This window comes from Rhizobium sp. USDA 4016, assembly GCF_056279705.1.
In genome coordinates this window covers 1-25,765 of record NZ_JBWCCY010000001.1, presented here as the reverse complement: position 1 = coordinate 25,765, position 25,765 = coordinate 1, and the positions used below count along the sequence as shown (strand labels likewise).

Here is a 25,765-nt window from a genome sequence, read left to right as displayed (position 1 = left end):
AGGTTGCCAACGTCTTGCGATGGGAGGGCGAACATGACATTGCAATAGCGGTCGCCCATGCCAAATCCATGCGGGGCCAGAAATATGCCAGGCTAGATGCTGCTTTGCTTCCCTTACGTCGACGAGCGGTCAAGAGACGCGGCAAGCTACGCTTCTTCAGCAAGAAGGATTGGCTCGCGCGGCTAGCCCTATTCGCGAGGCGGCACAGCCTCCGTCGCAATTCGACCTTTTGCTCGCAACTCATTGTCGAATGCTATGCCGCTTGCGGCGTCTATCATGACCGTGACGTTGTCGAGGCCGCGGTGTCGCCGAACGACCTGGTGACTGAAGGCCACTTCGTATACAAAGGCTACCTTTCCAAAGAAACAGAACCCGTCTTCCATCTTCTTGACGTCAACGCTCCCCTCAGCAGGAGAAAGAGCCTTACATGGCGGCCCTCCCCTCGTCCCAGCCTTCTTAGGGTTGTCGCAAGTGCTATCTGGGGCCAGAAGCGATAGCCCTCGAGATCATAGACATGGCGCGCTATAGCCAACTGTCTGCAAGAAGAGACCCCTTCGGGCTGTCAGCGTTCTTTAAGAACGCGCAGGCCGGTTTCATACGCTGACTGGTAATCCCGTTCCGTTCGTGACCTGACGCGCGGATCGCAGATCACGTTTGACAGATGCGCTGGGTGAACCCGCGGCTGCTCATGTGTGAGGTAAAGCAGCGCATGGTTATCCTCGACGACATCGACCTCGGAGCCCGAACGCGACCGGGTCTCGATCCCCCGGATTTCCTCGGCGACCACGGCCTCGGCCGCGAACTCGCTTTCAACCAAGGCAAGCGCCGACTGGGCTGGCGGCTTGATCGATATCTGCGAGTAATGGCCCAGGTCTTCGTCACGACCGAGTACGGCAAACCCGTCGGGAAAGATCGCGCCTCCGGAACGTTTCGCGGTTTCAACAAGATCTACTGGAAACTCGGGAAGCTCTCCCAAGAGGTCGAGTGCCTCGTCACCATCCTCGATCGCAGCAAAGACACGTTGTGCGATTTCCAGATCCAGCGCCATGCCATTCATGATCCGCACCGAGCTCGGTGTGAAAATCAGGTGCTCTGGGGGAGTGATCACCAGAGGCTCCCACTCCGCGTCTTCTCCGACAATCCACGTCCGGCCGAGCCATTCAACAGTGGTGAAGTTCTGCTCGGACGGTCTCCAGCTGCGAGCGCGTGCCGCCTCTCCAATGTCAGGTCCAAACAGGAGAGTAAGTACGCCGCAGTAGCTACCGAATCGCACCCCCCGCGGATCAGACCGATCGAAAGGATCCCCCGCCTGACCTGTGGGCGGACTCGGGCTCGCCGTATGATTTATGAATATCTCGGCCTTCTTCACCGACTTCATCCAGCTGCCGACGGCATAGCCGTGCGAGGCAACCCAGGAACCGATCTTGCGGCCCAGATAGGGTTCGACCTGCTCCTTGTAGCCATCCCTGACAGTCTTTGTAAAAGCAGCCCTGGACGCCCCCTTAGTCGCCTTGGACTCCGCCAGGGCAACGAACAGATCCTCGCTGCGGCTGAAAACGTAATCCGGAGACCGTGTGGTCGGGGGCTTGCCATGCACGGTGTGATTTTCGAAATGATCCACCCAACGGTAGCCATCACGGACCATGTGGAGATAGGCGATACCGTCTCCGACAAGCCCCGTCATGGCTTTTCCGACGTAGTCTTTCAGGGTCCGGGCCGTCTCCAGCAAAGCAAAACGATCATTCTTGTCGTCGACGTGCCGCGCGATGAGATGGCGGCACATCTGAACCTGAGCCCTCGCCGCACGCTGGTCCATCTTTGCCCTGCTGGAGCATTGCGCCATTGCGCCGTAGAGTTCGGCGGGCGTGAACAGCATTTCGGTGTTCTCAGGCGCACGACCGATGATCAGGGGATGGGGTTTCGCGATATGACCATTGATCTGCTCGACCGCCAGCTGTTTCTGCTTTGCCTTCCACATTGTTGCAGGTCCTCGCAGGAATTCGATGGTCAACGCTGATAACTACCTGTATTACCATAGCAAATCACTTAAAAAAACGGCTGACAAGTTTTGATGCGCCAGCGCCACAAGCCGATCGCGTTTTGCCCGTCGTTAATGGTGCAGTCCCGTGTCAGGCCGACCTTCGATGTCCGCCGTCATTTGCCTTTATGAGCGCCATCAGCATCGGCCCGAGCGAAAACTCCCCGCGCTCCGAGCGTCTGGTCAAATCCCGCAGATATCCGCCGGCAGATGTTATGAAATTCGACCGCTCCAGAATGCAGGCCACCGCAACTGCCGCATTCTCCGGCCCCATGGCATTGCAGGCCTCCTCGTAGGCTGAGGGGCTGACGCCGAGCATTGATCGCACGACGACGGCCGCTTTCATGAGCTCGCGCCAGTGCTCGATGCGCCCGCCAGGGCCGTAATCGGCGATCTGCGGGCAGGCACGCAGGACCATTCCGAGTGGGAATGCCTTGATCGGCTCAGGTTTCGTCTTCGGTCGTTCGTTCGGCTCATTCTTGGTCAGAGGTCCATCCGCCAAGCCATCGCCCTGCTCTTTTTCAGAGCTAGGTTCAAGTTCATTTATGGATTCGGTATTTGAATTCTGTATGTGGCAGGCATTGTGAATGGCATTGCCATGCATATCTTCAGTTTTTAGCTGTGTTTCCAGAATGTTGAGAACCTCTTCCCGCAAGAGCTCCATCTCGTCGAGAGTAATCTCGACCTGTGCGTGGTTCGGATAGCGCGGGAGGCGGGCGAGAATACTGACATACTCAGATTCCACGCGTTCCCAGTTCCCTGTAGCGCCCTCTTCCACGGCAGCCGAGATCAGCTTGCGCACATCGCGACGGCAGATCGTGAGGGCTTCCTTTGCGCGGCGGAAACGAGCGCGTTCGGCGGCGACGTCCTGCGCCATCAGGGCGAGCTCCATGGCACGAGCTAGCAGCGGTCTCAGGTCAAACCCGTAAGCCTGCTCGACCTCGCCATCGCGGTTGCGGTGCGCATAGCGTTTACCGTTCGGACTATCGCGCCGCAGAATAAGGCCGGCATCGACAAGTGCTGCGAGTTGTCGGCGCAGTGTCGTCTCGGTGATTCCGTGGGCCCGCACGGACAGCTGGGCGTTGGATGGGAAAACGACCAACCCCTGGCTCGGATCGAGCTCCGCGTGAGGGTGAAAGGTCAGGAGGGCATCAAGGACGGCAAGTGCCCGGTCCTGGATTCCCAGGCGTTCCCGTGCCTCGCACACGTCACGAAACACTTTCCACTTTTCGATACGCGTGTCTGGCTGCGGATTGTCGACCGCCATCTGGCCTCTGACCAGGGCAAGCGATATCGGCCGCCGCCCAAAGGGCGTCGTCACATGTCCCGTCTGCATTTTTCATTCACCTTGCTTCAGGCAAAGGAAATCCGCTCACCAAATCGGCGCCAAGACTCTTGACTGTGATTCCGGGAAATGCGATTCTCGATCCTGCTAGAGATGACGAGAGAGGCTTCCACGGTTCGCCGTTTGGGGGCCTTTTTCTTTTGCGGTTCAGTCTCCGTTTGTTTCAGTTTTCGATCCTTTGTACTCCTCGTACAAACGACCCATGTGGGAAGACAGCCATTCGCTGAAAGGCCTGGCTTCAACATTCGTAAGCTCGATGGCAACTTTCTTTGCCTTCGAATTCATCACCACGTTTAGTGCGCGATCGGTAGAGGTCCAGTCCCGGACGGGGACGTTTGCCTTCGGCTTCTTTGCAGCTGACTTGGCCTTGTATCGCTTCAGGTAGTCATGTAGCTCATCGAACCGCTCACCTTCAGGAAGCTCTTGAAAGTCAGCAGACCCCGTATGCTCTACTGCAACCTTGGACAGGGCAGGGGCAAGAACCAGTTGCCGAAGGCTGAGCCATTTGTCGCGCCCGATCTTCTTAGATGCACCCAGAGCCTGGACCACTGACGCGGGCACCGCCTGGACAACTGCAAGCATCTTGGAGAGCATTGCCTCATCGACGGCGAGTGACGAACGAACCGTTTCCTTTGTCATTCCTGACGCAATCAGGTTCTGAGCGAAGAACGCGCGCTCTATAAAAGACAGGTTTGAACGGGCCGCGTTCTCCTGTCCTTGCACAATGGCGGAGGTAATGTCGTCGAGCTTCTTAACGATTGCCTTGACCGGCACTCCAAGCTCGCGAGCGACTTTCAGGCGACGATGGCCGAACACGACCATATATCGTTTGGCATCTGTCGAGCTCGGGCGAACAAGAATAGGCGTTGTCTGACCCGACTCCTTGATAGCATGGAGCAGTTCCTGGAACTCCTCGCCGTCATCTGACAGTCGGTCGGCGACGAAGGACACGTCGATCAATCGCGGATCCAGGTCCACGATTACCTCACCCTCCATAAGCTTCTTGGTATTCTCCGCCATGTCCTCGATGGAGCGAACAACTGTCTTCGCAGCTCCGGTCATGCCGTAGCCTGGCTTTGTCGGCGTTTGGTTTGCCGAGATCGAAGCCATATCTAGTTTGGCGAACGGATTTTCACGGGACATGAGTTCCCTCCCAACCTGCAGTCAACACCGACAAGCCACTGATGACGTTGAGCAAAACGTTGAAAAAAACGGCTGACAATCCTCTCATTTTCTCCCCCAGACGCCGTGGATGAGCTCGACAATCTCCGCGTTGGCTGCGTTCAGGCTCTCCATTGCCCGGTCGTATGTCGCCCGGACGAATTCAACCCGCTCGACCTCGTACAAAGTCTGCTTCTTGATCGACGCATCGGAAATCGCGGTCGACTTCAACACGTGGTTTCTCAGCATCTGCTGTGCAAACATCGACTGCATGAACCCGACCATCTGAGCCTGCGGGATGTCCGTGGGTTCAAATCGCGTGATGAGGTACCGGAACCACTGAACACGCATTTCGGCGCCGGCCTCGGCGACGGGCCCCATGATCCCGCCCAGCATCATCAGAAACTGGCTCATCGACATGATGTCCAGCATCTGAGGATGAATGGTGATGAGGATCCCGGTCGACGCCATGAGCGCGGTAATGGTCAGATAACCGAGCTGAGGAGGGCAATCGATGACGACCACGTCGTACTTGTCATCGACCTGCTTCAGAGCGCTGGCGATCCGCATGTAGAACAGTCGGCCGTCCTCACCTTTCTTGGAAGAGATCGCCAGCGGCACGTCATACTCGTATTCCTGAAGAACCAGGTTTGCTGGCACGACATCCAGTCCGGGAATATTGGTCGGCTGGATGACGTCGGCGATCGACTTGCGCTCGTCGTCAAAGCGAAGAGCCTCATAAAGAGACGCCGTATCATCAAGCTCCGGCTGGATCCCGAAGAGGGAGGTCAGGGATGCCTGGGGATCGAGGTCGACCGCGAGCACCCGATGCCCGGTGAGGGCGAGATATTGTGCAAGATGTGCGGCCGTTGTGGTCTTGCCGCTTCCGCCCTTGAAGTTGACGACCGACACAATCTGCATCGGCTCGCCCTCTCTGCGCTTAGGAACATAGTATCTCTTGTCGGATTTCTTGTTGGCCTCAAGATAATCACGAAGCTCAAGCATCTGATCGGCGGTATAATAGCGGCGTCCGCCAACCGATTCAATTTCAGGCCCCTTGCCATCGGCATGGATCTGCCGGAGATGAGTCTGGGTTACGCCCATGAAGTCGGCAACCTCCGCAAGCTGAAACTTGCGCAGTCCCTTGCGGGCGTCCGGCGGATACTGCTGGCTGCGCAACATGTGCAACGCACTTGAGATCTTCGCCCCTTGTTGGGCGATCTCAATATCAAATCTGTTGGGCAACATACTGGTCATTTCGCGAACTATTTCCCCGGAGCACTACACTTTCGAAAAAATGGCTGGAATGCCATCATTTGCGAAACTATCTCCCGATTCCCACCGAGCCGCAAGACATTTAAGGTTAACAAGAGGTTAACGCCATCGCGCGGGACAATTCGATCTCACCCGATTTTCTTTTAATAATCGTGAGTTAACAAGCCAGTGGTTCTACTGCGTTCTCTATCTGTTTATCTGTGAATCCTGCAAAACTTGCCCGACGGCTTTAGGCGTCGGCGCATGATTTCCGCAAACAAGGCGATCATCATGGAGCGACTCACTCGCCAAATCATTGCAGGATCCTCCAACTACCGCTAAATTCCGTTCCATGCTGACTTCTCCGCCGATTAACGACGACGGAGAAATTCATGCAGGTTTTCGCGCTCAACAAACCGCGGAATGTTCACGAAGCTCGGCTCATCCAGCAACATCACCAGCTACGCGCTCGCGTCTTCTCGGAGCGGCTGGGCTGGGAGGTCAACGTCATAGATGGTGAGGAATCGGACGGCTTCGATTCTCTTGACCCCACCTACATTCTGGCCGTGTCCGACCTCGGCAAGGTTAGCGGTTGCGCCCGGCTCCTGCCGGCCACTGGCTCGACCATGGTGACCAACGTCTTTCCGTCGCTTCTACCGGAGGACGGGCTGCACGCACACCCCGCGATGGTGGAGAGCTCCCGCTTCTGCGTGGATACGACCCTTGAAGAGGGCAGGGGATCGGGATCGGTGCATGAGGCAACGCTGACCATGTTTGCGGGCATCATCGAGTGGTGCCTCGCAAACGCCATCACCGAGATCGTGACGGTGACCGACCTGCGGTTCGAACGCATTCTCGGTCGTGTCGGCTGGCCGCTTCAGCGCATCGGCGATCCGAGCCGTATCGGCGTGACTATAGCCGTCGCAGGGATGCTCCCGGCGAACGTGGAAACATTTCTGAGGCTCCGCCCGTCCAGCTATCGCTCGCAATTCAATGGTCCGCTGGGTCAGGCAGCATAAGGAGAAAACCGTGAACCAGCTTCGCTCTCATCCTCGACTCGTCCGCAAGCTTCAGGAGGCGCTCGGCGATCAGCTCTGCGTCGCGCTCGATGATTCGACCGTTGTCGAAATCATGCTCAACCCGGACGGCAAACTGTTCATCGAACGGCTGGGCCATGGCGTTGCACCCGCCGGAGAAATGTCGTCCGCGGCGGCGGAAATGGTGATCGGAACGGTGGCGCATGCGCTCCAATCCGAGGTCGATACCGAGCAACCAATCGTCTCCGGCGAACTGCCGATCGGCGGCCACCGCTTCGAAGGACTGTTGCCTCCGGTGGTCTCCAAGCCAGCGTTCACCATTCGCCGTCGTGCCTCGCGATTGATCCCCCTTGAAGACTATGTGCGCTCCGGCGTGATGAGCGAACAGCAAGCGTTGACGATCCGCAGCGCAATTTCGTCCCGGCTCAACATCATCATCTCGGGGGGAACCGGCTCCGGCAAGACGACGCTCGCGAACGCCGTCATCAACGAAATCGTCAAGTCGGCGCCGGACGACCGCCTCGTCATCCTCGAGGATACCGCAGAGATCCAATGCACAGCCGATAACGCCGTCCTTCTCCACACAAGCGATACTGTCGATATGGCGCGGCTCTTAAAGAGCACGATGCGGCTGCGTCCCGACCGGATCGTCGTCGGCGAAGTCCGCGACGGCGCTGCGCTCACTTTGCTTAAGGCCTGGAATACCGGCCACCCTGGTGGCGTCGCGACCATCCATTCCAACACTGCAATGTCGGCGCTCCGCCGCCTTGAGCAACTGACCGCCGAAGCCAGCCAACAGCCGATGCAGGAGGTGATCGGCGAGGCGGTCGATCTCATTATCTCGATCGAACGGACGGCAAGGGGCCGGCGTGTTCGCGATGTCATTCAGGTCGAGCGCTACGCACACGGCCAATACGAAATCGAGTCCGATGAGCTCACCGAAGAACAGGAGGCGCGTCATGTCGCGTAAGAACGCTACTATCGCCGTCGCGCTCCTTGCAGCGCCCATCGTCCTGGCGTCGGTTGCCCCTGCATTGGCGAGTTCGGGCGGCAGCCTCCCATGGGAAGGACCACTGCAACAAATCCAGGAATCGATCACCGGCCCGGTTGCCGGTGCCATCGCGCTTGCAGCAGTGGCGATCGCCGGCGGCATGCTGATCTTCGGGGGCGAACTCAACGATTTCGCGCGACGGCTCGTCTATGTGGTGCTTGTCGCCGGCATCCTGCTCGGCGCAACCAACATCGTCGGCCTTTTCGGCGCGACCGGCGCCACGATCGGAGTGCCGGACGAGCGCGCCACGACCATCGATCCAAGCGGAGCAGGGGAGGGGGGTCATGGCTGAGACCTTGTCCGGACTGCAACGCAACCGCATTCATCGTGCCCTGTCGCGCCCGAACCTGTTGATGGGCGCGGACCGGGAGTTGGTGCTGCTTACCGGGCTTGCTGCCGTCATTCTCATTTTCGTGGTGCTGACGGCATACTCCGCCCTGTTCGGCGTTGCCATTTGGATCGTCATCGTCGGCTTCTTGAGGATGATGGCAAAGGCAGACCCGCTGATGCGGCAGGTCTATGTCCGCCACATATCATACCGCCATTACTACAAGGCGACCTCCTCGCCGTGGCGTCGGTATTGAGGAGGAGACATGGTCGCGCTCAAACGCTTCCGGGCCACCGGCCCGTCCTTTGCTGATCTCGTTCCCTATGCCGGTCTGGTCGACAGTGGTGTGCTCCTGTTGAAAGATGGGAGCCTGATGGCCGGCTGGTACTTTGCCGGCCCGGATTCCGAAAGCGCCACCGACCTGGAGCGCAACGAACTCTCGCGCCAGATCAATACGATCCTGTCGCGGCTCGGGAGCGGCTGGATGATCCAGGTCGAAGCGGTCCGCATTCCGACATTCGACTATCCGACGGATGATCGTTGCTATTTCCCCGAACGTGTGACGCGCGCGATCGACGCCGAACGGCGGGCGCATTTCGCGCGCGAGCAGGGACATTTCGAAAGCAAGCACGCGCTCATCCTCACGTATCGACCGCTCGAATCCAAAAAGACGGCGCTCAGCAAATACATCTACTCGGACGAGGAGAGCCGCAAGAAGAGCTATGCGGACACGGTGCTGTTCGTCTTCAAGAACGCTGTCCGCGAGATCGAGCAGTATCTCGCCAACACCCTGTCTATACGCCGGATGGAAACCCGCGAGGTCGTCGAGAGGGGAGGGGAGCGGGTCGCGCGCTATGACGAACTGCTGCAATTCGTTCGCTTCTGCATCACCGGCGAGAACCATCCGATCCGACTGCCCGATGCACCGATGTATCTTGATTGGATCGCCACCGCCGAACTCGAGCATGGGCTGACGCCGAAGGTCGAAAGCCGTTTCCTCGGGGTCGTGGCGATCGACGGCCTGCCTGCCGAGAGCTGGCCGGGGATTCTCAATAGCCTCGACCTGATGCCGCTCACATATCGCTGGTCATCGCGCTTCATCTTTCTCGACGCGCAAGAGGCGCGGCAGAAACTCGAACGCACCCGCAAGAAGTGGCAGCAGAAGGTAAGGCCGTTCTTCGATCAGCTGTTCCAGACGCAGAGCCGTTCCATTGACCAGGATGCCATGAGCATGGTGGCCGAGACAGAGGACGCAATCGCCCAGGCTTCCTCGCAATTGGTGGCGTACGGCTACTATACGCCGGTCATTGTCCTTTTCGACAGTGGTCGAGAGGCACTGCAGGAAAAGGCCGAGGCTATCCGCCGACTCGTCCAGGCCGAAGGCTTCGGGGCGCGGATCGAGACGCTGAATGCCACAGACGCCTTTCTCGGCAGCCTGCCGGGCAACTGGTACTGTAATATCCGCGAACCGCTGATCAACACCAGCAACCTCGCCGATCTTATTCCGCTCAACTCTGTCTGGTCGGGCAGCCCTGTCGCACCGTGCCCATTCTACCCGACGAACTCTCCGCCGCTGATGCAGGTGGCCAGCGGCTCGACGCCGTTCCGCCTGAACCTTCATGTCGACGACGTTGGCCACACGCTTATTTTTGGGCCGACCGGTTCGGGCAAGTCGACGCTGCTGGCACTGATCGCAGCGCAGTTCCGGCGGTACGACCGCGCCCAGATCTTCGCCTTCGACAAGGGGAACTCGCTCCTGCCGTTGACGCTCGCCACAGGCGGCGATCACTACGAGATCGGCGGCGACGCTCATGAAGAGGGGAGGGCGCTGGCCTTCTGCCCACTCTCGGAGCTCGCGAGCGATGGTGATCGCGCATGGGCGACGGAATGGATCGAAATGCTGGTTGCGCTGCAGGGCGTTGCCATCACCCCAGATCACCGCAACGCTATCTCGCGTCAGATTGGTCTGATGGCCAGTGCAGCCGGTCGATCGCTGTCGGATTTTGTGAGCGGCGTTCAGATGCGCGAGATCAAGGACGCGCTCCATCATTACACAGTCGATGGACCGATGGGTCAGTTACTCGACGCCGAACAGGACGGCTTGACGCTGCGCGCCTTCCAGACCTTCGAGATCGAACAGCTGATGAATATGGGCGAGCGCAATCTCGTGCCCGTTCTCACCTATTTGTTCCGTCGGATCGAAAAGCGTCTCGACGGCTCACCGAGCCTGATTGTCCTCGATGAGGCCTGGTTGTTGCTCGGTCATCCAGTGTTTCGCGACAAAATCCGCGAATGGCTGAAAGTGCTGCGCAAGGCCAACTGCGCCGTCTTGCTCGCGACCCAGTCGATTTCGGACGCCGAGCGCTCCGGCATAATCGATGTCCTGAAGGAATCCTGCCCGACGAAGATCTGCCTGCCGAACGGCGCCGCCCGTGAGCCTGGGACGCGCGAGTTCTACGAGCGGATCGGCTTCAACGAGCGGCAGATCGAGATCGTCTCGAACGCCACCCCCAAGCGCGAATACTACGTGGTCACCCCCGAAGGCCGGCGGCTATTCGATATGGCACTCGGCCCTGTGGCGCTCAGTTTTGTCGGCGCATCGGGCAAGGAAGATTTGAAGCGTGTCCGCGCTCTGCGTTCCGAACATGGCCGCGACTGGCCGATCCACTGGCTTCAAACGAGAGGAGTTCACGATGCCGCATCGCTGCTCAACTTCGAATAGATTGCTTGCCGCCCTGGCGGCGGTCGCATTAACGATTGGTGCTGTCTCGCCGGCATCAGCGGGTACCGCAACCGGCGCTGCTACGGAGTGGACGCAGGTCCTGAACAACGGCGAACTGATATCCTTGGTCGGGAAGTCCGGCGAGCAAATTCAAAATCAACTCACCCAGATCAGCCAGCTGGCGCAACAGATCGAAACCCAACTCAATATCTACCAGAACCTGCTGCAGAACACTGCGACGCTTCCTTCGCACATGTGGGGGCAGGTCGAAAGCGATCTCAATCAACTGCGCAGCATTGTCGACCAGGGCCAGAGCATCTCGTTTTCGATGGGCAATGCCGATGATGTGCTGCAGCAGCGCTTCCAAAGCTATTCTAGCCTCAGGACCAACCTGCCGAACGCGACAAGTTTTTCCTCAAGCTATCAGACCTGGTCGGACACCAACCGCGACACGATCGCCAGCACGTTGAAGGCCGCGAGCCTGACGGCAGAGCAGTTCGACACCGAGGAAGGCACGATGTCTTCGCTGCGCTCTATGTCCGAGACCGCCGACGGGCAGATGAAAGCCTTGCAGGTCGGCCACGAGATCGCCGCACAGCAGGTCGCACAGATGCAGAAACTTCGCGGCCTCGTCTCCCAGCAAATGACGATGATGGGGACATGGCTTCAGACAGAGCAGATCGACAAGGACTTGGCGCAGGCCCGGCGCGAGAAGTTCTTCAACGCGGAGGTGAAGAGCATTCCCGAAGGTCAAAAGATGGAGCCCCGCTGGTGAGCCGCGCGGTTGTCATTGCCGTCCTTGTGCTTGTTGCAGCTGTTTCGTCAGCGGCGACGGTGCTGATCGTCAACTCCAGGGGATCCCGCAAACCTGCGCTCACTGAAGAACAACGCGCCGTCAGGGAGAGGTTCTTTGGCTCGAGCAAGGAGCTGCCGCCGATCAAGGACGGCCAGGAGATGCGCCCGAGATGGTGAAGCGTACCCTTGAACAATCGTTCCTGATCGCAGGCCTCCTTTGCCTCTTCTTTGCAGCTCCCGCCTTCGCGCAACAGGGACAAGTCCTGACCGAACTCGAAAATCAGGTCTCGACGGCCGCGAAAGGGTGGGAAACCACCATCATGGACGCAGCAAAATCCCTCTTCTGGATTCTCGCCACCATCGAGATCGGCATTGCCGCTGTCTGGCTCGCGATCCAAGCAGCATCGCTGGAAAGCTGGTTTGCCGAGCTTGTCCGGCGCATCATGTTCATCGGCTTTTTTGCGTTCGTCCTGACCCAAGGGCCCTCTTTTGCCCGAGCCGTTGTCGACAGTCTCTTCCAGATCGGCGCCGGTGGCGGATCGGCGTCGCCGGCCGAGGTGTTCGACGCCGGCATTCGGGTCGCTTCGCAAATGTCACAACAAGCACAGTTCGGCGTGTTTGAGGACAACGCGCTGGCTGTCGCAGCTGTGCTGGCGATGGCGATTGTCGTCATCTCCTTCTCTCTTGTGGCAGCGATTTTCGTATCGGTCATGGTCGAGATGTATGTCGGCCTGCTCGCCGGCATGATCATGCTCGGGCTGGGCGGTTCGTCCTATACCAAGGACTTCGCGATCCGATACCTGGTCTATGCCTTTGGAGTCGGGATGAAATTGATGGCGCTCGTGATGATCGCCAAGATCGGATCCCAAGTGCTCCAAGGCCTCGCGACTGCTCCGACTGCGTCCTCCGATCAATTCGTCACGACCTTGGCAATTGCCGGCATTTCGGTCGTGGTCTTTATCATCGCCATGTACGTGCCAAGCGTCATTCAAGGTGTTGTCCAAGGGGCATCCGTCTCGGGCGGCATGGAGGCGATCCGGCATGGTGGTCAGGCGGCATCCTTCGCCACGGGCGCCGGGTTCCTTGCGGCGGGCGCGGCAGGGGCAGGTTTTGCGGCTGCCCAGGTCGCCCGCGCCGCAGGTTCATCTGTCGCAGGTGCTGCCCTTCGTGGTTTCGGCGCGGGGATCGGGTCCGCGGGGAAGGCGGCCGGCTCAGCTGCCAAGGAGAAGGCCATCGGCTCCCCCGGCGCCTACGCCGGGTCTATCCTGGGTCTTGCCAACGCCAAGCTCGACCAGGCGCGCAGCGGGCACAGCGGACCAAAGCCACCTCCCGAACGCAAAGACTAACAGCAATCAGAAAGTGATCGATCGATGGCAGCGAACCGCGCCCCCGAAAACCCCTATCTTGCCGCGCGCCAGGAATGGAACGAGCGATACGGTTCCTATGTGCAGTCCGCGGCGGCATGGCGCATCGTCGGCATCCTCGGTTTGACCATGGCCGTAATCGGCTTCGCATATGCGATGTATCTCAGCACCCAGGTCAAGCTGGTTCCCTATATCGTCGAGGTCGACAAACTCGGGACCGCGGTGACATCAGGCTATCCTCAGCAGATCGAATATGCCGATGTTCGGGTGGTCCGCGCGACGCTCGGAAACTTCGTCACCAGCTTCCGCTCGATCACGCCGGATGCAGTTGTGCAGAAGCAATATATCGATCGAACCTACGCACTCCTTCGAACATCTGATCCATCGACCGAGAAGATCAATGCCTGGTTCCGCGGTAACTCGCCGTTTGAAAAGGCGAAGTCGTCGACGGTTGCCATCGAGGTCAACAATATCGTGGCACTGTCGAACCAGACCTATCAGATCGACTGGACCGAATATGAACGGGATCGGAAGGGCAAGGAAATCGGCACGCGCCGGTTTCGCGGGATCGCAACGGTGACGCTTACCGCACCGCAGGATGAGGCGACCATCCGCCTCAACCCGATCGGCCTCTATGTCCGGGATTTCGACTGGACAGCACAGCTTTAAGGGCAGGGGATTTCTCAATGCAGATAACAAAAATATTCGCGGCCGCCGGCTGCCTGGCCGCACTCGTCTTCGTGAGCGGTGCGCAAGCACAGAGCATGTCGAACAACGAGGTGAAGGGTACGAACATTTCCAGGAAATGGCGTGGCACATCGGGACTGGTGACAACCGGCCCCGATGGCAAGGTCATTTTCCTCTTCGGGGAGACGCAGCCGTCGGTCGTCTGCTCGCCGCTGCAGGTCTGCGATATCGAATTGCAAGGCGGCGAGATCGTTCGCGATGTTCTGGTTGGCGATACCGTTCGTTGGAAGGTGGAACCCGCGATCTCCGGTGCCACCGGCGGCCAGGCGATCCATCTGATCGTCAAGCCGTCGGAGGCGGGTCTCGTCACTTCCATGGTCGTCACGACCTCGCGGCGCACCTATCACATCCAGCTGAAATCGCATCCGAGCCAGTACATGGCCCGCGTCGGCTTCGAATATCCGGAGGATGTCTCGACCAAGCTTGCCGATATCAACTCACGGCTGGAGACCGGCGGCATTCCTGGAACCGCGCCCGACAAGCTGAACTTTTCTTACTCCATCAGTGGCAGCGCGCCCTGGAAACCGAAGCGGGTCTATTCGGACGGCGCCAAGACCTACATCCAATTCTCGAAATCATTCTCGAGCCAGGATGCCCCGGTGCTCTTCGTCGTCAGCGGCGGCCAGAACCGCATCGTCAATTATCGGATGAAGAACGATATGATGATCGTCGACTATGCGGTCGACAAAGCAATCCTCGTCTCCGGCGTCGGCTGGCGGCAGCAGAAGATCACCATCCGGCGGGGAGGCTGAACCATGCGCAAGCACCTCGCCATCATCATCACCGCCGCCGCCATGCTTTCCAGCTGCCAGACGGCCGAGGACGGTCTGACGACCAATTCGGCGCCCACCACTGTCACAGGTCCGGCCGCAAGTGCGATTGCCGGCGACATGGCAAGCCGGCTTGCCGAGCAGATCGGTCCCGCGGGCACGACGACCATCAAGATGGAGAAGGACGCTTCGGACTTCGCTACGGCACTCGAGGCGGCGCTGAAAGGGTGGGGCTATACGGTCATCACCGACGGCAAGGACGGGAAAGACGTCAAACCTGTCGAGCTTGCCTATTCGATTGATGGCGTCGATGGCCAGGTGCTTGCGAGGCTGTCGACGCCGTCCATCGCGCTGGGCAGGGCATATACGGCAACGGCCGCAGGTGCTGTGCCGGCAAGCCCGCTCTCCATCATGCAGCGCAATTGAAGGGGAGGCGAGCATGGTGCAATCTCTGCAGCTGGGCAGCTCGGGCCAGGCCGACGATCAGAAGGGTATGCGCCGTCTGAACCGTCTGCCAATCATCGTCGCCATCATCATCGTTGCGCTATTTGTCGGCGTCGTCGTCATCGGGCTTTCATGGCGCGGTCTCCCCTTCAATCGCAACAACGATCTCGACAGCGCCTCGAATGCTCCCGCAACCAACTTCGGCGACCAGCTCAAGCGTGGTGTCACCGACGGCATCATCGGCGATCCGGAACAACGCGAAGTGTTCCAGCCGACGCCCGCCGTCGAACAGAAAGTCGCGAAGGAAACCGCCGTTGTTGATCGCACACCCACCCAGCGAGAGGAGCGGCGCCCGAGACTTGAATCGGAAGCGGAATGGAAGGCACGCCTGAAACGGGAGCAGGACGAACAGTATATCCGTGAAGCGCAACGGCAGCGCATGGCCCGGCTCCAGGCGCGGGCGACAGCTTTGGACTCGCCGTTGAAGGTGGATATTTCCGACATCGACAAGGCAGCCAACATCTCCAGAGAGACCGACCGGCAGGCGACGACTGCCAATAGCGCCTCGGACCTTTACGCCGCTGCCATGAAGTCCGGTCTGATGGGGCAGAATGTCGATCCAAACGCTCAGACATCAAAGGAAGATTTCTTCAACCAGGACATCAAGGACCTTGGCTATTTGCCGAACCGGGTCGTGCCGCAGATGTCAGCCTATGAGCTCAAGCGCGGCTCGGTCATTCCCGCCACCTTGATCACGGGTCTCAACTCCGACCTTCCCGGCCGGATCACCGCGCAGGTCAGTCAGAACGTCTATGACAGCGCCACCGGTTACCGGCTTCTGATCCCGCAGGGGGCAAAACTGTTCGGCCGTTACGATTCCAAGGTCTCTTTCGGCCAGGAACGTGTCCTTGTCGTGTGGACCGACCTCATCTTCCCGAATGGGGCGACGCTGCAAATCGGCGGGATGGCCGGCACGGATGCCGAAGGATATGGTGGCTTCAAGGACAAGGTCGATCGCCATCTCTGGCGCACGTGGAGTTCTGCGGCACTCATCGCGCTGATCGGAACCGGGATCGACATGTCGATGCCGCAAAGCTCGACGCTCGCGACGCAGGAGACCGCATCGGATGCGGCCCGCCGCAACTTCGCGGAATCGTTTGGCAGGGTCGCCGAGCAGACCATCTCGAAGAACCTGAATGTGCAGCCGACCATCCAGATCCGCCCCGGCTACAAGTTCAATGTGCTGGTCGACCAGGATATTATATTTCCGTCGACCTACAGCAGAAACTGACGAACATCGTCCGACGCCATTTCAGCCGCTGGCATGCCGCGCATGCCGGTGCAACATTGCAATCCCGCAATAACTTTCCTGTCTTTGTCATCTTTTTAGTTCAAGGGGACTTGAAACTTGTCTTATCGCAGGTAGTGCTAGACCTGCACGGCTAGAGGTACTGCTCCGCGCTACGCGGGCACCGTGGGTTGCGTCGAGATGCCTGTGGCTGATTATGGCTATGGCTTGGCCGCCGGGCGGCGAGGCTCGTTCGAGTGTCTCGATGTGCCAGATCATGACCGACCTACAGGTCGATAAGACAGGAGAAACGCTGGTGGATGGAGAATTTCGCTCGCTCGTCGACATGTTGGAAGCTGCGCAGGACGAGCTTACGATCAAAGGTGCCATGAAGCGCTTCGCAGAGGCCTGCGGCTACGAGCGATTTGCGTATCTTCAAAAGGAAGGCGCCCAGATCAAGACCTTCAACACCTATCCAAAGCCATGGGAACGCACCTATCTCTCGGCCGATTACTCCAATATTGATCCCGTGGTGACGCAGGCCAAACGGAAGGGCGATATTTTCTTCTGGACGGCGGACGATTGGAGACCGCGCGGCTCATCTGAGCTCAGAAAGTTTCGCAACGAGTCGATCGAGCACGGAATCCGTTGTGGCATGACCATTCCCGTGGAAGGCAGCTACGGAACATCGATGATGCTGACCTTCGCATCCTCCGAAAGGAATGTGGAACTGCCGGTCGCTTTTGACCCGAAACGGGCAGTGCAATTGGTGATGATGATCCATTATCGCTTGAAGATGATCGGCGGCAAGACCACCCTCAATCCAAAGCAGGCGCTGTCGCCGCGTGAAATGGACTGCTTGATCTGGGCGGCAAAAGGAAAGAGTACGCTTACAACGGCCAATCTGGTCGGCATCGCTTTCCGGACTGTGCAGCACCATCTCGATAAGGCGCGTGGCAAGCTCGGCGCCGAGTCGGTGCCGCATCTTGTGGCGATCGCCAAGGATCGGGGTTTGCTGCCTCCCAGCTAGCTTAACTAACGTCATCATCGGTGGGCACCGCGGGCACGAAGCCGAGTGCGTCAAGCATATCCGAAAGCTCATCCTGCTGAGCTGCGGCCCTTTTCTGGCGCGCAAAATGCTCTTCCTGAAGGGTCTCCAAAACCGAGCTGGCGATTGTAGGATCCTCGCTTGCGCGTATCCACTCTTCGTAGACAGCCTGGTCGGCGGCAAGGAGACGGCGATGTTCGCGAATGGCGGCCACTGTCAGCGTCTCCAATTCCGCCTTGTCCATCAAATCGTATCGAGGTTTCCTCTGGTCTCCTCCGGCTTGCGAGGAACCCGCATCTTGCATTTCTTTTCCTTCCCAGATCGATGGATTGGCACGACTGCGCCGTATTCGCGCACGCCTCTCGGCTCCTATGTCAGACGATCCTCTTGGAAGAGTAAACATCTGATCACCCGGCAATATCACAGGCTTTGTTGAATCGGAACTATAGTTCCTAGAACAATAGTTCCGATTCTGTTTCCGCTGATGTCATGGATCTCAACGAGGTCATGGCGAGGAATTTGCGTCGTATCCGCCATGGCCAGAAACTGACGCAGGAAGAATTGGCCCATCGCACAGGCCTGAGTGCGCGCCATATCGGTGCCATTGAGCGTGCAGAGATGTCTGCAACGCTCACGGTCCTTGGCCAGATTTCCAAAGCACTGGCTGTCGATCCAAGAGAATTCCTGACGGAGACAAATCCGGGCTGACAGTATCACGCGAAAGTCAGATTCGGGATCGCCAAGCCGTCGTGAAGTTCAGGGCCGTCATCATTTCGAAGCTGTTGCACCACCTGACACCGAGATCCTTGCAGACATCGGGGATGCGGCGATTTGCGCGCTTTGCGCTTGGCTTCGAAGCCTCGACCGTCACCACGATTCGATCGGCGGGCAGCGCCACCGCATAGGCGATCAGGAACGGATCCCGCCCGATCTCGATGACTTCCGCGTCGTTCAGATCGGGAGCGTATTTCTCGATAACAGCCTGCACCAAGGCCGGGTCGACATCTTCATCCAGCCGCAGAACACTGTAGTTGTCAGCTTCGCTCAGCCAGCGACCGATCTCCGAACCCTCGGTGATTTCTTCGAGGATCTCCACGGGAATTTTGATCTCGCCGGCCTCGCCCATATGGACCAACCAATCCCAGAATTCCGGAAACCGGTCGATCGGGTAGTACAAATTGTGGGCGGTGATCAGAACATTTGCGTCGAGGAGATGCACGGCTTCTCCTTACGCCGCACTATCGGTAAGGAAGTAGACGTTGCTGGCTTTGACACCGAGGATCGCGGCGGCCTTCGAAGGCGACAAGGCCCCCTCAGCCAGCATTCGCCTGGAGAGTTCGACGAGCCGATTGCCGAGCTTATGTCGTTTGACCGTATAGTAACTTGGCCCGCCCTCGTTTTCCCGGGCACGATCGCGTTGCGCGGCTCGATTTCTCAGCCACTGTTGGCGGAACACCGTCGTCACCGCGGACCATGTTTCCTGGTCGATGATTCCTTCGCGGTAGAGCTTGTAGGCCACCATGGAGTGGCTGACCTGCCGAGCGTCCGCGATTGCGGAAATCCGGGCTATCACCTGCTCCTGCGGCGCGCCAACGAGCGAAGGCTCCTGGGCGATCTCTGCCGTGGGCAGCAGGATGCGCCCGGCAACATCATTGCAGAACGTCTCGATCGCGCTCGCCGGCCGTCCCCCGCTGACGCCGGTCTGACCCAACCAGATATGCGCAAGCTCGTGCAGAAGCGTGAATGACCACGCCTGCTCGCTGTCCTGATCGTTGATCACGACGAAAGGCGCGACGGGATCGGCGAAGGCGAAGCCCCTGAAGAGTTCGACATTCAGGGCGCTGTGATGACTGCCAAGGTTGCCGATAAGCAGCACGAAAATGCCGGCCGCCTCGGCCCGCTCGCGAAGATAGGCGAAACCCTTGGGCGTTCCGCGGCCGCTTCCATGCCGGTACGTCTTCAATTCGAACACAAGGCGCGTCCGAATAGCCGTTGCCAATGCCTCGGCGCCCTGGCTTTGATCAAACGATGCGACGAAATCAAGCGGGGTGGCCTCGTCCTCGGTTTCGAGCACGGCTCGAACCATTTCCTGCCGCGCGCGGACTTCACGCAGCAGCGTGTCGACCAACGCCGCATCGCGCTTTGCGAACTCAGCCGGCAGGGTCCGAAAGTCTTCACCGCGCGCGGCCACCGCCGGTGGCTCAGCCAAATAGAACGTCAAAAGGGGCCGGCGATATTGCGCCGCCATTTTCAAGAGCATCGGCCGTGTCGGCTCGCTATCCCCGGTTTCGAGCATGGCTAGGCGATCGCTGCCCGTTACTCCGCGAGCCTCGCCAAGACCAACTTTTTCAGCGGCATCCTCGAGAGTGAGCCCCGCGGTTTCGCGAGCCCAACGCAGGATCGATGGATTAACCTTGGGCACCGTTTTCCTCTGTTCGAAGCAGGCGATACGCCATTTGATATGATCATGCAATCGTTAGGAAAGATATAGGAAGGGCAGAGCCGGTGGGCGAGCGTGAAGCATTTTTCCCGGTCGCCGACTGGCTTTCGATAGATCCGCAACGCCAGGCATCGATCGCGCCGATCGCCCTGGACGAAGGCGGGCAGCTACTTTTGCCCACCGATACGCGAAAGATCGATCCGCATCCCCGCTGCGCCAACTTGCCTCTCATCTTGAGGTTCGGCGTCGGTCGGCTGGGAAGCGTCGTGTGGTGCGTCATCAGTTCCCCCGCTGTCGATCGGCTCACGCTGATTGACGACCGAGCCCCCTGGATCGGGCGCCTGGAAAACGCCCACTCCCTCGAATTCCCCGGTCTTCCAGGCATAGACAGCGTCCTCGAAGATTTGCGGGAAAACCTCATCGCTCTTCGGATTACCATACCATTTGGCGACGATGCGCAAGACTTTCGCGAACATCGCCGTCCCCTTGCGAAGGTTTTCGCAACTGTCGACCAGGTCGGGCTTCAGATCGGCGACATCCTTGATGCCGACGCCCGCCGGAAACTGCGTCAGGCCGACGCGGACCACCGCCTGGCCGACATACTGCCGGACGATCGCCATCGCCTCGTCAGGGGACGTCGCCTTGGGAATGAGGATCAAGCGGCCACCGGATTTGACGGTGACGGACAATGGATCGTTCGAGCCGGCGGCACTCACGAATTGTCCGACGATCGCAGGTTTCAAAGAAGGGTCGGCGCATGTCTGGATCAGGGCCGCGTCGAGCATGACGTCTCCTTGGGCAATCAGGTGTTGAAGGAAAAGACAATTGGCTTGGCGAAGAGCCGCGCCCAGGCCTGAGCGCTGGCGCGCTGAATGGCGACGATGGATGTCCCTTTCGTCCACCAGCCATTGCCGACAGCGACAATGAGGTCGGGATCCTCGAGCATGGAGTGCAGGACCGGCCAGACGATCAGTTGCTCATAGCAGATCAGTGGCGCCATCCGATGGCCGGCCGCCGTCACGACCGGATTTTCGAAGACATGTGCCCGCGCACCGCCGCTCTGAGAGAGCAACGCGCGCCACGGCTGCCACATCGAACCTGGCACCGGCATGCGTTCGCGATAGAGGGTCCGCGCGCCCTCACTAGAGATGGCGACCAGAACATTATCGTATCCGCCCGCATCGATGACGGCTGCGCCGGCGATGACGATGGCGTCAGTTCCTCTCAAAGCTCGCACCCAGAACCGTTCGACAGTCGGCGTCCAGAAGCCCAGGGAGCTTTCAGGAAGAACAATCGTGCGTGCGCCGCCCAGCACCCTATCCTTCACCGTGACAATCAAATCACGGTGACGATTAAAGCTGGCGTCACGGCCCAGCGATGCGCCCAGTTCGAGGTCGACCCCCTGCCAGGATTTCGGTAGTTTCGGTTCGTCCCAGGTTGCGGCGGACCAGATCCAAAAGCCTGCCAGGACAATCGCGACAGCTGGCCACATGCGGGTTACGAGGCCCATGAGGCCGGCTGTCGCGGCAACCAGTCCCCACCATCCCCATCCCGGAAAGAGCACGGCCGCCGCGGTGATCGGATGCGCCCAGCCGGTGATGCCGAATGGCGGGATGGCCATCAGAACCGCTGCCAAGAGATAGCGACACGGACGGGCACCCGTCTTCTTTGTCCAGAGGACGGTATTCACGATGACAAAGCCGACGGACGCACAGAGCCAAAGCAGTAGTCCCGGCCAGAAGTCCGAGGAATAGAAGGTGGCAACACCCTGTGGCAGACCGCGTGACGCAGCGAGGAAATAGCCGGCAGAGACAAACGCGGCGGTCAGTCTCGTTCGCGCCAGCCCCCAGAGAACCGGAAACGTAAACGCGACCGGAAGAAGCAGGACGTGGCCACTCCATCCCACCACCCCGGCGACGACTGAAACAGCAATCAATGCTGTTTGCGGGAGCTGCTCACGGCGCATAGGTGAGCACCGGTTGCGCCAGGCCGAGGATCCCTGAGGCGGGCAGGGGGCCGAAATAACGGGAGTCATAGGACCCCCTGAACGGTGAATGGAGAAAGACGCTTTCGTCAGGCACGACGCCGCCTGAAAACGGTGTCATCGGCCGGCCATTGCCGTCCCGCACTGCCAAATCGGAGGAGGGGACCGGTCGCCCATCGATCGTCACGCCGGCGCCGATCTCAACATGCTGACCGGCGACGGCGATGACGGTCTTGATGAGCGGCGCGACGCCGCCAGGGCAGGTTCCGGCACGGAGAAAACCACGCTCTCTCGCCTCCCGCATTGCTGTCGTTTGCGGAGGGCAAACGAAAACGAGATCCCCGCGATCTGCCGGGCGATCGAGCGGCACGATACGCCAGAGACCGAGAGGTTCACTGGGTGTCATGTTGATGCGAAAGCCGCCGACGGTTGCGGCAGCAACACCGCCGCCAACGATGGATGCCGCCAGGGCCAAGAGCACGACTGCGTTCGTCCTCTGAGCGCGTCGTGTCCCGAACGCAAACACGGTTATCTTCATTTGAGCGACAGCCCCTGGCTCTTCGTCTGACGCAGGGCCTCGGCTTGCTTCAGCGCCTCGGTCGTGCGCTCATGCGCGGCGAGCTGCTGCACCGTCCGCATCATATTCCACGCCGATTGCACCTCGGCCTTCTGTCCGGCCGTCATTCCCGCGGTCGCGGCATTGAAGGTCTGTCCATTGGGGTCCTTCGCGGCAAGCGACAGGAAGGTCCGCTCGCCGAAACGCTCCGATACCGCCTTGGCGAAACCGTCCAGTTCAGCCTTCACCATTTTGTCGGCGAGCGCATATTCGAGGCCGGCGGGCAGGTCGTTTCGGTCGATCGCATCGCGAACGCGTTCCAATGTCTGTTTTGCGTTTGGCGACAGCGCGGGAATATCGATCGAGACCTTCAGACGGACAGCCCGTTCTTCGACCTCGAACTTGCGTTCCGCTTCAGCCCGCTGGCGCAGATAGCGCTCCAAATTGCGGACCAGCGCCGGCGCATTCGTTTGTGCCTTTTCCCGCTCCTCTCTGTCGGCGCGGCTGGCGAGGATCCCGGTCTTGCCCTTCAGCGCGCCGAAGTGTTCGGGCTTCGATCCGATCGTCGCCAACGTGGATTTTGCGACGCCCTCGTCCTTCAGCATCGCATCGACATTGACTGCCTTGAACGCGCTTTCCGGCTGGGCATAGACGAGGTGGAAGCGGGTCGAGACCTCCTCCCATTGCTTCTTCAATCCTGGATCGGCGGCGACCTTGTCCTCGATCGCCTGGTCGACCGATTTGGCGAAGGTTGTGATGCCCGAGACCATCGGCTTTGCCTCCTTGGTACTGCTTTGGGTTGGGGACTGCGCGGCGCCGCGGACGAGCCCAAGCCTGCCGGCAACGGCGGCAAGGCGGACACAGAGATTGGCAAGTTTTTGCTTCTGACTGACGAGCCATTCCAGCCGGTCGCGAACCAGGGTGCGCGCGACGTTGACGAGATGCAGACCGCGGGCTTCGGCAAAACGGAGCGCCTGGCGGTAGAAGTCACTTTTCTCGTAATCGAGAGTCGTTTCCTTCGCGTTCCTTCGCGACAGAATCGGGATCAACCCACCGTTCTTGGCGAAGGATCTACGACCGTAGTAGACGGCCAGGTCCTCACGATGACGGGTCATGGCGACATAGGTGAGATGGCGGTCGAGCGAGAGCGACGCGAGCACCTTGACCTGGTCGACCGTCGCGCCCTGGCTCTTGTGGATGGTCGTGGCATAGCCGTGGTCGAGGTTGTTGTAGAAGCGCTGTTCCACCAGCACCTGGCGGCCATTCTTCCCATCGCCGATCAGCGCCGTGATGCGTCCCTGTTTCGCCTCAACGACCTTGGCCAGCATGCCGTTCTTGACCCCGAGCGATCCCTCGTTCTTGAGGAACACGATCTGGTCGCCGACGGCGAAGTTGCGTTCGCCATCGGCGGTCTTGAACATGGTTCCCTGGTCGAGAACCCCGCGTTCGATAAGCTTGATGCGCGCCATCTGGTTGAGCATGCGCACGTCGCGGCGCAGATGAGCCAGGATAAGCGACGTCTTTGCCGGATCGTAATCGCGGTCCCAGGCGGCGATGAGGTTGTCGACCGCGTCGGCCTTGAGATCCGATCCAATCACCTTGCCGTTGGCGCGGTAAGCATCGACCGCCTTGCCGACCTTGCCGCGTGCAAGATCAAGCGAGGCGTCACGCATCCATTGCTGGCGCTGGCGGTAGATGGTTTCGAGCTCGGCATAGCCGATGCGATCGGCAATGGCGCGGAAGGCGGCACCTGCCTCGATCGGTTGAAGCTGCTCGGGATCGCCGACGAGAACGAGCTTGGCGCCGGCCTTCGTCACCGCTTCGACGAACAGCGCCATCTGCCGAGATGACACCATGCCCGCCTCGTCGAGAACGAAAACCGTCTTGCTATCGAGCTGATCGCGGCCTTGGTTCCAGCGGAGCTCCCATGACGCAAGCGTGCGCGAGATGATGCCCGCTTCCTTCTCCAGGCCCTCGGCCGCCTTGCCGGCAAGCGCGCCGCCGACGACGCGATAGCCGGCCGCTTCCCATGCCTCGCATGCGGCCTTCATCATCGTCGTCTTGCCGGCGCCGGCGCGGCCGATCACGGCCGCGATCCGCTCGGCGCCCGCCACATGCTCGATCGCGGTCTTCTGCTCGTCCGACAGACGCTCATGACGCGCAAGTGTCGCCGCCAGCACGACGTCGCGAACGCCATGCGACGACCGCTGAGACAGCCAGACGGCGCGATTGGCCATCTCGGCTTCCAGACGGATCATCTCCCGCGTCGTGTACTTGGCCGGCACTCGGATGCCGCTGGCAAGATCGATCCGCTCGCGCTCGATGCGGAAGGTTTCGGGGGAGAGCAGGATCCGCACCATCAGGCTTTGGAACAGCACCGCGTCATCCACGTAGCGGTGCAGGATCTTTGCGACGTCCCGTTCGTCAAAGACGCTCTTCTCGCGCATGATCAGGGCAAGAACGAGCTCAGGATTCCTGTCGATCCGCCTGACGTTTTCGCTCCGCCTCGCCTCCTGCAGTTCGAGCCGTTCGAGCTCGACCGGCTCGGACGTGCCTTCTGATTTCCGCTCGATCGCCTTCGTGCCGACTCCGAGATGAATGGTCGGCTCAAGATCGATCCCTTGCTTCTCGAAGGACCGCCCATCGACGCGGATGTCGAGACCGGCAAGCGCCAGGTGCCGGTTCTGACAGGCAAACCAACCGTCCCGAAACGCGTTGAAATCGTTGATGCTTCCGGCCCAGAGTTCATAAACGATCTTGCCGGCGTCGTTGCGGATCGGATTGCCGTCCGGTCCTGTCACCGCGATCTTCTTGGCGCCAAAACCGTCCGCCGTCAGTGGCCGCAAGGTTGTCATCAGATGGACATGTGGATTGCCCGGTGCGTCGTGATAGACCCAGTCCGCCACCCTCCCCTTAGCCGTGATGTGTCGCTCGACGAAATCCCGCACCAGCGCGATATTCTGCTCGGGCGTCAGTTCGAGCGGCAAAGCAATCGTCACATCCTTGGCGAGCTGCGCGTCGGGCCGTTTCTCGAAGTCTTCGACCTTGTTCCAGAAGGCCTCGGAGGCGCCGGCCACCGATCGGTCCGCCATCATCGAGCGCAGCCATTCCGGCGCATCGGCCGGGATGACGAACTCTTCGTGGAGCAAGCCCTGCTTGCGGGTGTAGTCGATCGTGCGGGCTTCCCGCTCGTAGTCCATCTTGGCGCAGTGCCGGTAGGCCGCCGACAGCACTGCGCTGCGGCCGGAGCCGCGGGCGACAACGCTGACGGAGAAATGGGGGACGGCCACGGCGGAATTCTTTCCCGGTTGCGAACGAAATCAATGGGTTCGTGGGGAGCGGCAGGCCCGCCACGGGCCTCAAGCAAGGGCGTCGCGCCAGCGACGTATAATT

General features: G+C 59.8%; 25 protein-coding genes. 14 read left to right on the top strand and 11 right to left on the bottom strand.

The annotated features are described in order from the left end of the window. Positions 1–562: 562 nt before the first annotated feature. From ACZ9DP_RS00125 to repA, 4 genes are all read right to left on the bottom strand, one after another. Entirely contained in the window at positions 563–2,011 is a 1,449-nt protein-coding gene (locus ACZ9DP_RS00125) for a hypothetical protein (RefSeq protein WP_476199612.1), read from the bottom strand. A 118-nt stretch (positions 2,012–2,129) separates the two neighbouring features. Further along, entirely contained in the window at positions 2,130–3,374 is a 1,245-nt protein-coding gene (repC, locus tag ACZ9DP_RS00120) for a plasmid replication protein RepC (RefSeq protein WP_168318648.1), read from the bottom strand. 156 nt (positions 3,375–3,530) lie between these two features. Next, the gene (gene repB, locus ACZ9DP_RS00115) at positions 3,531–4,526 is read right to left on the bottom strand and encodes a plasmid partitioning protein RepB (protein WP_476199610.1); all 996 of its coding nucleotides are present in this window, start codon (positions 4,524–4,526) and stop codon (positions 3,531–3,533) included. A gap of 84 nt (positions 4,527–4,610) precedes the next feature. Continuing rightward, the gene (gene repA, locus ACZ9DP_RS00110) at positions 4,611–5,801 is read right to left on the bottom strand and encodes a plasmid partitioning protein RepA (protein ID WP_097607863.1); all 1,191 of its coding nucleotides are present in this window, start codon (positions 5,799–5,801) and stop codon (positions 4,611–4,613) included. Positions 5,802–6,190: 389 nt separating this feature from the next. Between repA and traI the strand changes: the two genes are divergently transcribed. From traI to ACZ9DP_RS00045, 13 genes are all read left to right on the top strand, one after another. Next, on the top strand, positions 6,191–6,817 hold the full coding sequence (gene traI / locus ACZ9DP_RS00105) for an acyl-homoserine-lactone synthase (protein WP_476199608.1): 627 nt from the start codon (positions 6,191–6,193) through the stop codon (positions 6,815–6,817). Positions 6,818–6,827: 10 nt separating this feature from the next. Beyond that, positions 6,828–7,805, top strand: a complete 978-nt coding sequence (gene trbB / locus ACZ9DP_RS00100; RefSeq protein WP_168318645.1) for a P-type conjugative transfer ATPase TrbB — start codon at positions 6,828–6,830, stop codon at positions 7,803–7,805. Further along, entirely contained in the window at positions 7,795–8,178 is a 384-nt protein-coding gene (locus tag ACZ9DP_RS00095; protein WP_168318644.1) for a TrbC/VirB2 family protein, read from the top strand. Before trbB ends, ACZ9DP_RS00095 begins: the two co-directional genes overlap by 11 nt. After that, positions 8,171–8,470: a conjugal transfer protein TrbD gene (locus tag ACZ9DP_RS00090; RefSeq protein ID WP_168318643.1), complete on the top strand. Its 300-nt coding sequence runs from the start codon at positions 8,171–8,173 to the stop codon at positions 8,468–8,470. Before ACZ9DP_RS00095 ends, ACZ9DP_RS00090 begins: the two co-directional genes overlap by 8 nt. 9 nt (positions 8,471–8,479) lie before the next feature. Further along, positions 8,480–10,936, top strand: coding sequence for a conjugal transfer protein TrbE (locus ACZ9DP_RS00085; protein WP_476199607.1), 2,457 nt, complete (start codon positions 8,480–8,482; stop codon positions 10,934–10,936). Then, positions 10,908–11,711: a P-type conjugative transfer protein TrbJ gene (gene trbJ / locus ACZ9DP_RS00080; RefSeq protein WP_476199605.1), complete on the top strand. Its 804-nt coding sequence runs from the start codon at positions 10,908–10,910 to the stop codon at positions 11,709–11,711. Before ACZ9DP_RS00085 ends, trbJ begins: the two co-directional genes overlap by 29 nt. After that, positions 11,708–11,908, top strand: coding sequence for an entry exclusion protein TrbK (gene trbK / locus ACZ9DP_RS00075; protein WP_168318641.1), 201 nt, complete (start codon positions 11,708–11,710; stop codon positions 11,906–11,908). The genes trbJ and trbK overlap by 4 nt, the downstream gene beginning before the upstream one ends. Next, complete coding sequence (gene trbL, locus ACZ9DP_RS00070) at positions 11,902–13,077, top strand: P-type conjugative transfer protein TrbL (RefSeq protein ID WP_476199604.1); 1,176 nt, start codon at positions 11,902–11,904, stop codon at positions 13,075–13,077. Before trbK ends, trbL begins: the two co-directional genes overlap by 7 nt. Before the next feature lie 24 nt (positions 13,078–13,101). Beyond that, on the top strand, positions 13,102–13,764 hold the full coding sequence (locus ACZ9DP_RS00065) for a conjugal transfer protein TrbF (protein WP_028753548.1): 663 nt from the start codon (positions 13,102–13,104) through the stop codon (positions 13,762–13,764). 17 nt (positions 13,765–13,781) lie between these two features. Next, positions 13,782–14,594, top strand: a complete 813-nt coding sequence (trbG, locus tag ACZ9DP_RS00060) for a P-type conjugative transfer protein TrbG (protein WP_476199602.1) — start codon at positions 13,782–13,784, stop codon at positions 14,592–14,594. 3 nt (positions 14,595–14,597) lie between these two features. After that, a complete protein-coding gene (trbH, locus tag ACZ9DP_RS00055) occupies positions 14,598–15,038 on the top strand; it encodes a conjugal transfer protein TrbH (RefSeq protein ID WP_168318638.1) in 441 nt (146 codons plus the stop codon). Between the two features lie 13 nt (positions 15,039–15,051). Then, the gene (gene trbI / locus ACZ9DP_RS00050) at positions 15,052–16,347 is read left to right on the top strand and encodes an IncP-type conjugal transfer protein TrbI (RefSeq protein ID WP_476199601.1); all 1,296 of its coding nucleotides are present in this window, start codon (positions 15,052–15,054) and stop codon (positions 16,345–16,347) included. 313 nt (positions 16,348–16,660) lie between these two features. Next, the gene (locus ACZ9DP_RS00045) at positions 16,661–17,374 is read left to right on the top strand and encodes an autoinducer binding domain-containing protein (protein ID WP_168318673.1); all 714 of its coding nucleotides are present in this window, start codon (positions 16,661–16,663) and stop codon (positions 17,372–17,374) included. Between the two features lies 1 nt (position 17,375). Here ACZ9DP_RS00045 and ACZ9DP_RS00040 read toward each other — a convergent pair whose 3' ends face one another. Beyond that, on the bottom strand, positions 17,376–17,696 hold the full coding sequence (locus ACZ9DP_RS00040; RefSeq protein ID WP_168318672.1) for a transcriptional repressor TraM: 321 nt from the start codon (positions 17,694–17,696) through the stop codon (positions 17,376–17,378). Positions 17,697–17,881: 185 nt separating this feature from the next. Here ACZ9DP_RS00040 and ACZ9DP_RS00035 point away from each other — a divergent pair, with 185 nt between their 5' ends. After that, on the top strand, positions 17,882–18,100 hold the full coding sequence (locus tag ACZ9DP_RS00035) for a helix-turn-helix domain-containing protein (RefSeq protein WP_097607850.1): 219 nt from the start codon (positions 17,882–17,884) through the stop codon (positions 18,098–18,100). 16 nt (positions 18,101–18,116) lie between these two features. Here ACZ9DP_RS00035 and ACZ9DP_RS00030 read toward each other — a convergent pair whose 3' ends face one another. The 6 genes from ACZ9DP_RS00030 to traA all read right to left on the bottom strand — a co-directional run bounded on the left by ACZ9DP_RS00030 (position 18,117) and on the right by traA (position 25,662). Beyond that, a complete protein-coding gene (locus ACZ9DP_RS00030; RefSeq protein WP_476199599.1) occupies positions 18,117–18,611 on the bottom strand; it encodes a DUF4411 family protein in 495 nt (164 codons plus the stop codon). 9 nt (positions 18,612–18,620) lie between these two features. After that, positions 18,621–19,814 carry an ImmA/IrrE family metallo-endopeptidase gene (locus tag ACZ9DP_RS00025; RefSeq protein ID WP_168318635.1) on the bottom strand — a complete coding sequence of 398 codons (1,194 nt, stop codon included), beginning with the start codon at positions 19,812–19,814 and terminating at the stop codon, positions 18,621–18,623. A gap of 185 nt (positions 19,815–19,999) precedes the next feature. Then, positions 20,000–20,617 carry a TraH family protein gene (locus ACZ9DP_RS00020; RefSeq protein WP_168318634.1) on the bottom strand — a complete coding sequence of 206 codons (618 nt, stop codon included), beginning with the start codon at positions 20,615–20,617 and terminating at the stop codon, positions 20,000–20,002. Between the two features lie 17 nt (positions 20,618–20,634). Continuing rightward, positions 20,635–21,798 carry a conjugal transfer protein TraB gene (locus tag ACZ9DP_RS00015; RefSeq protein ID WP_476199597.1) on the bottom strand — a complete coding sequence of 388 codons (1,164 nt, stop codon included), beginning with the start codon at positions 21,796–21,798 and terminating at the stop codon, positions 20,635–20,637. Continuing rightward, positions 21,788–22,354: a conjugative transfer signal peptidase TraF gene (gene traF / locus ACZ9DP_RS00010; RefSeq protein ID WP_167862602.1), complete on the bottom strand. Its 567-nt coding sequence runs from the start codon at positions 22,352–22,354 to the stop codon at positions 21,788–21,790. The genes ACZ9DP_RS00015 and traF overlap by 11 nt, the downstream gene beginning before the upstream one ends. Further along, the gene (gene traA / locus ACZ9DP_RS00005; protein ID WP_476199595.1) at positions 22,351–25,662 is read right to left on the bottom strand and encodes a Ti-type conjugative transfer relaxase TraA; all 3,312 of its coding nucleotides are present in this window, start codon (positions 25,660–25,662) and stop codon (positions 22,351–22,353) included. Before traA ends, traF begins: the two co-directional genes overlap by 4 nt. Positions 25,663–25,765 lie beyond the last annotated feature (103 nt).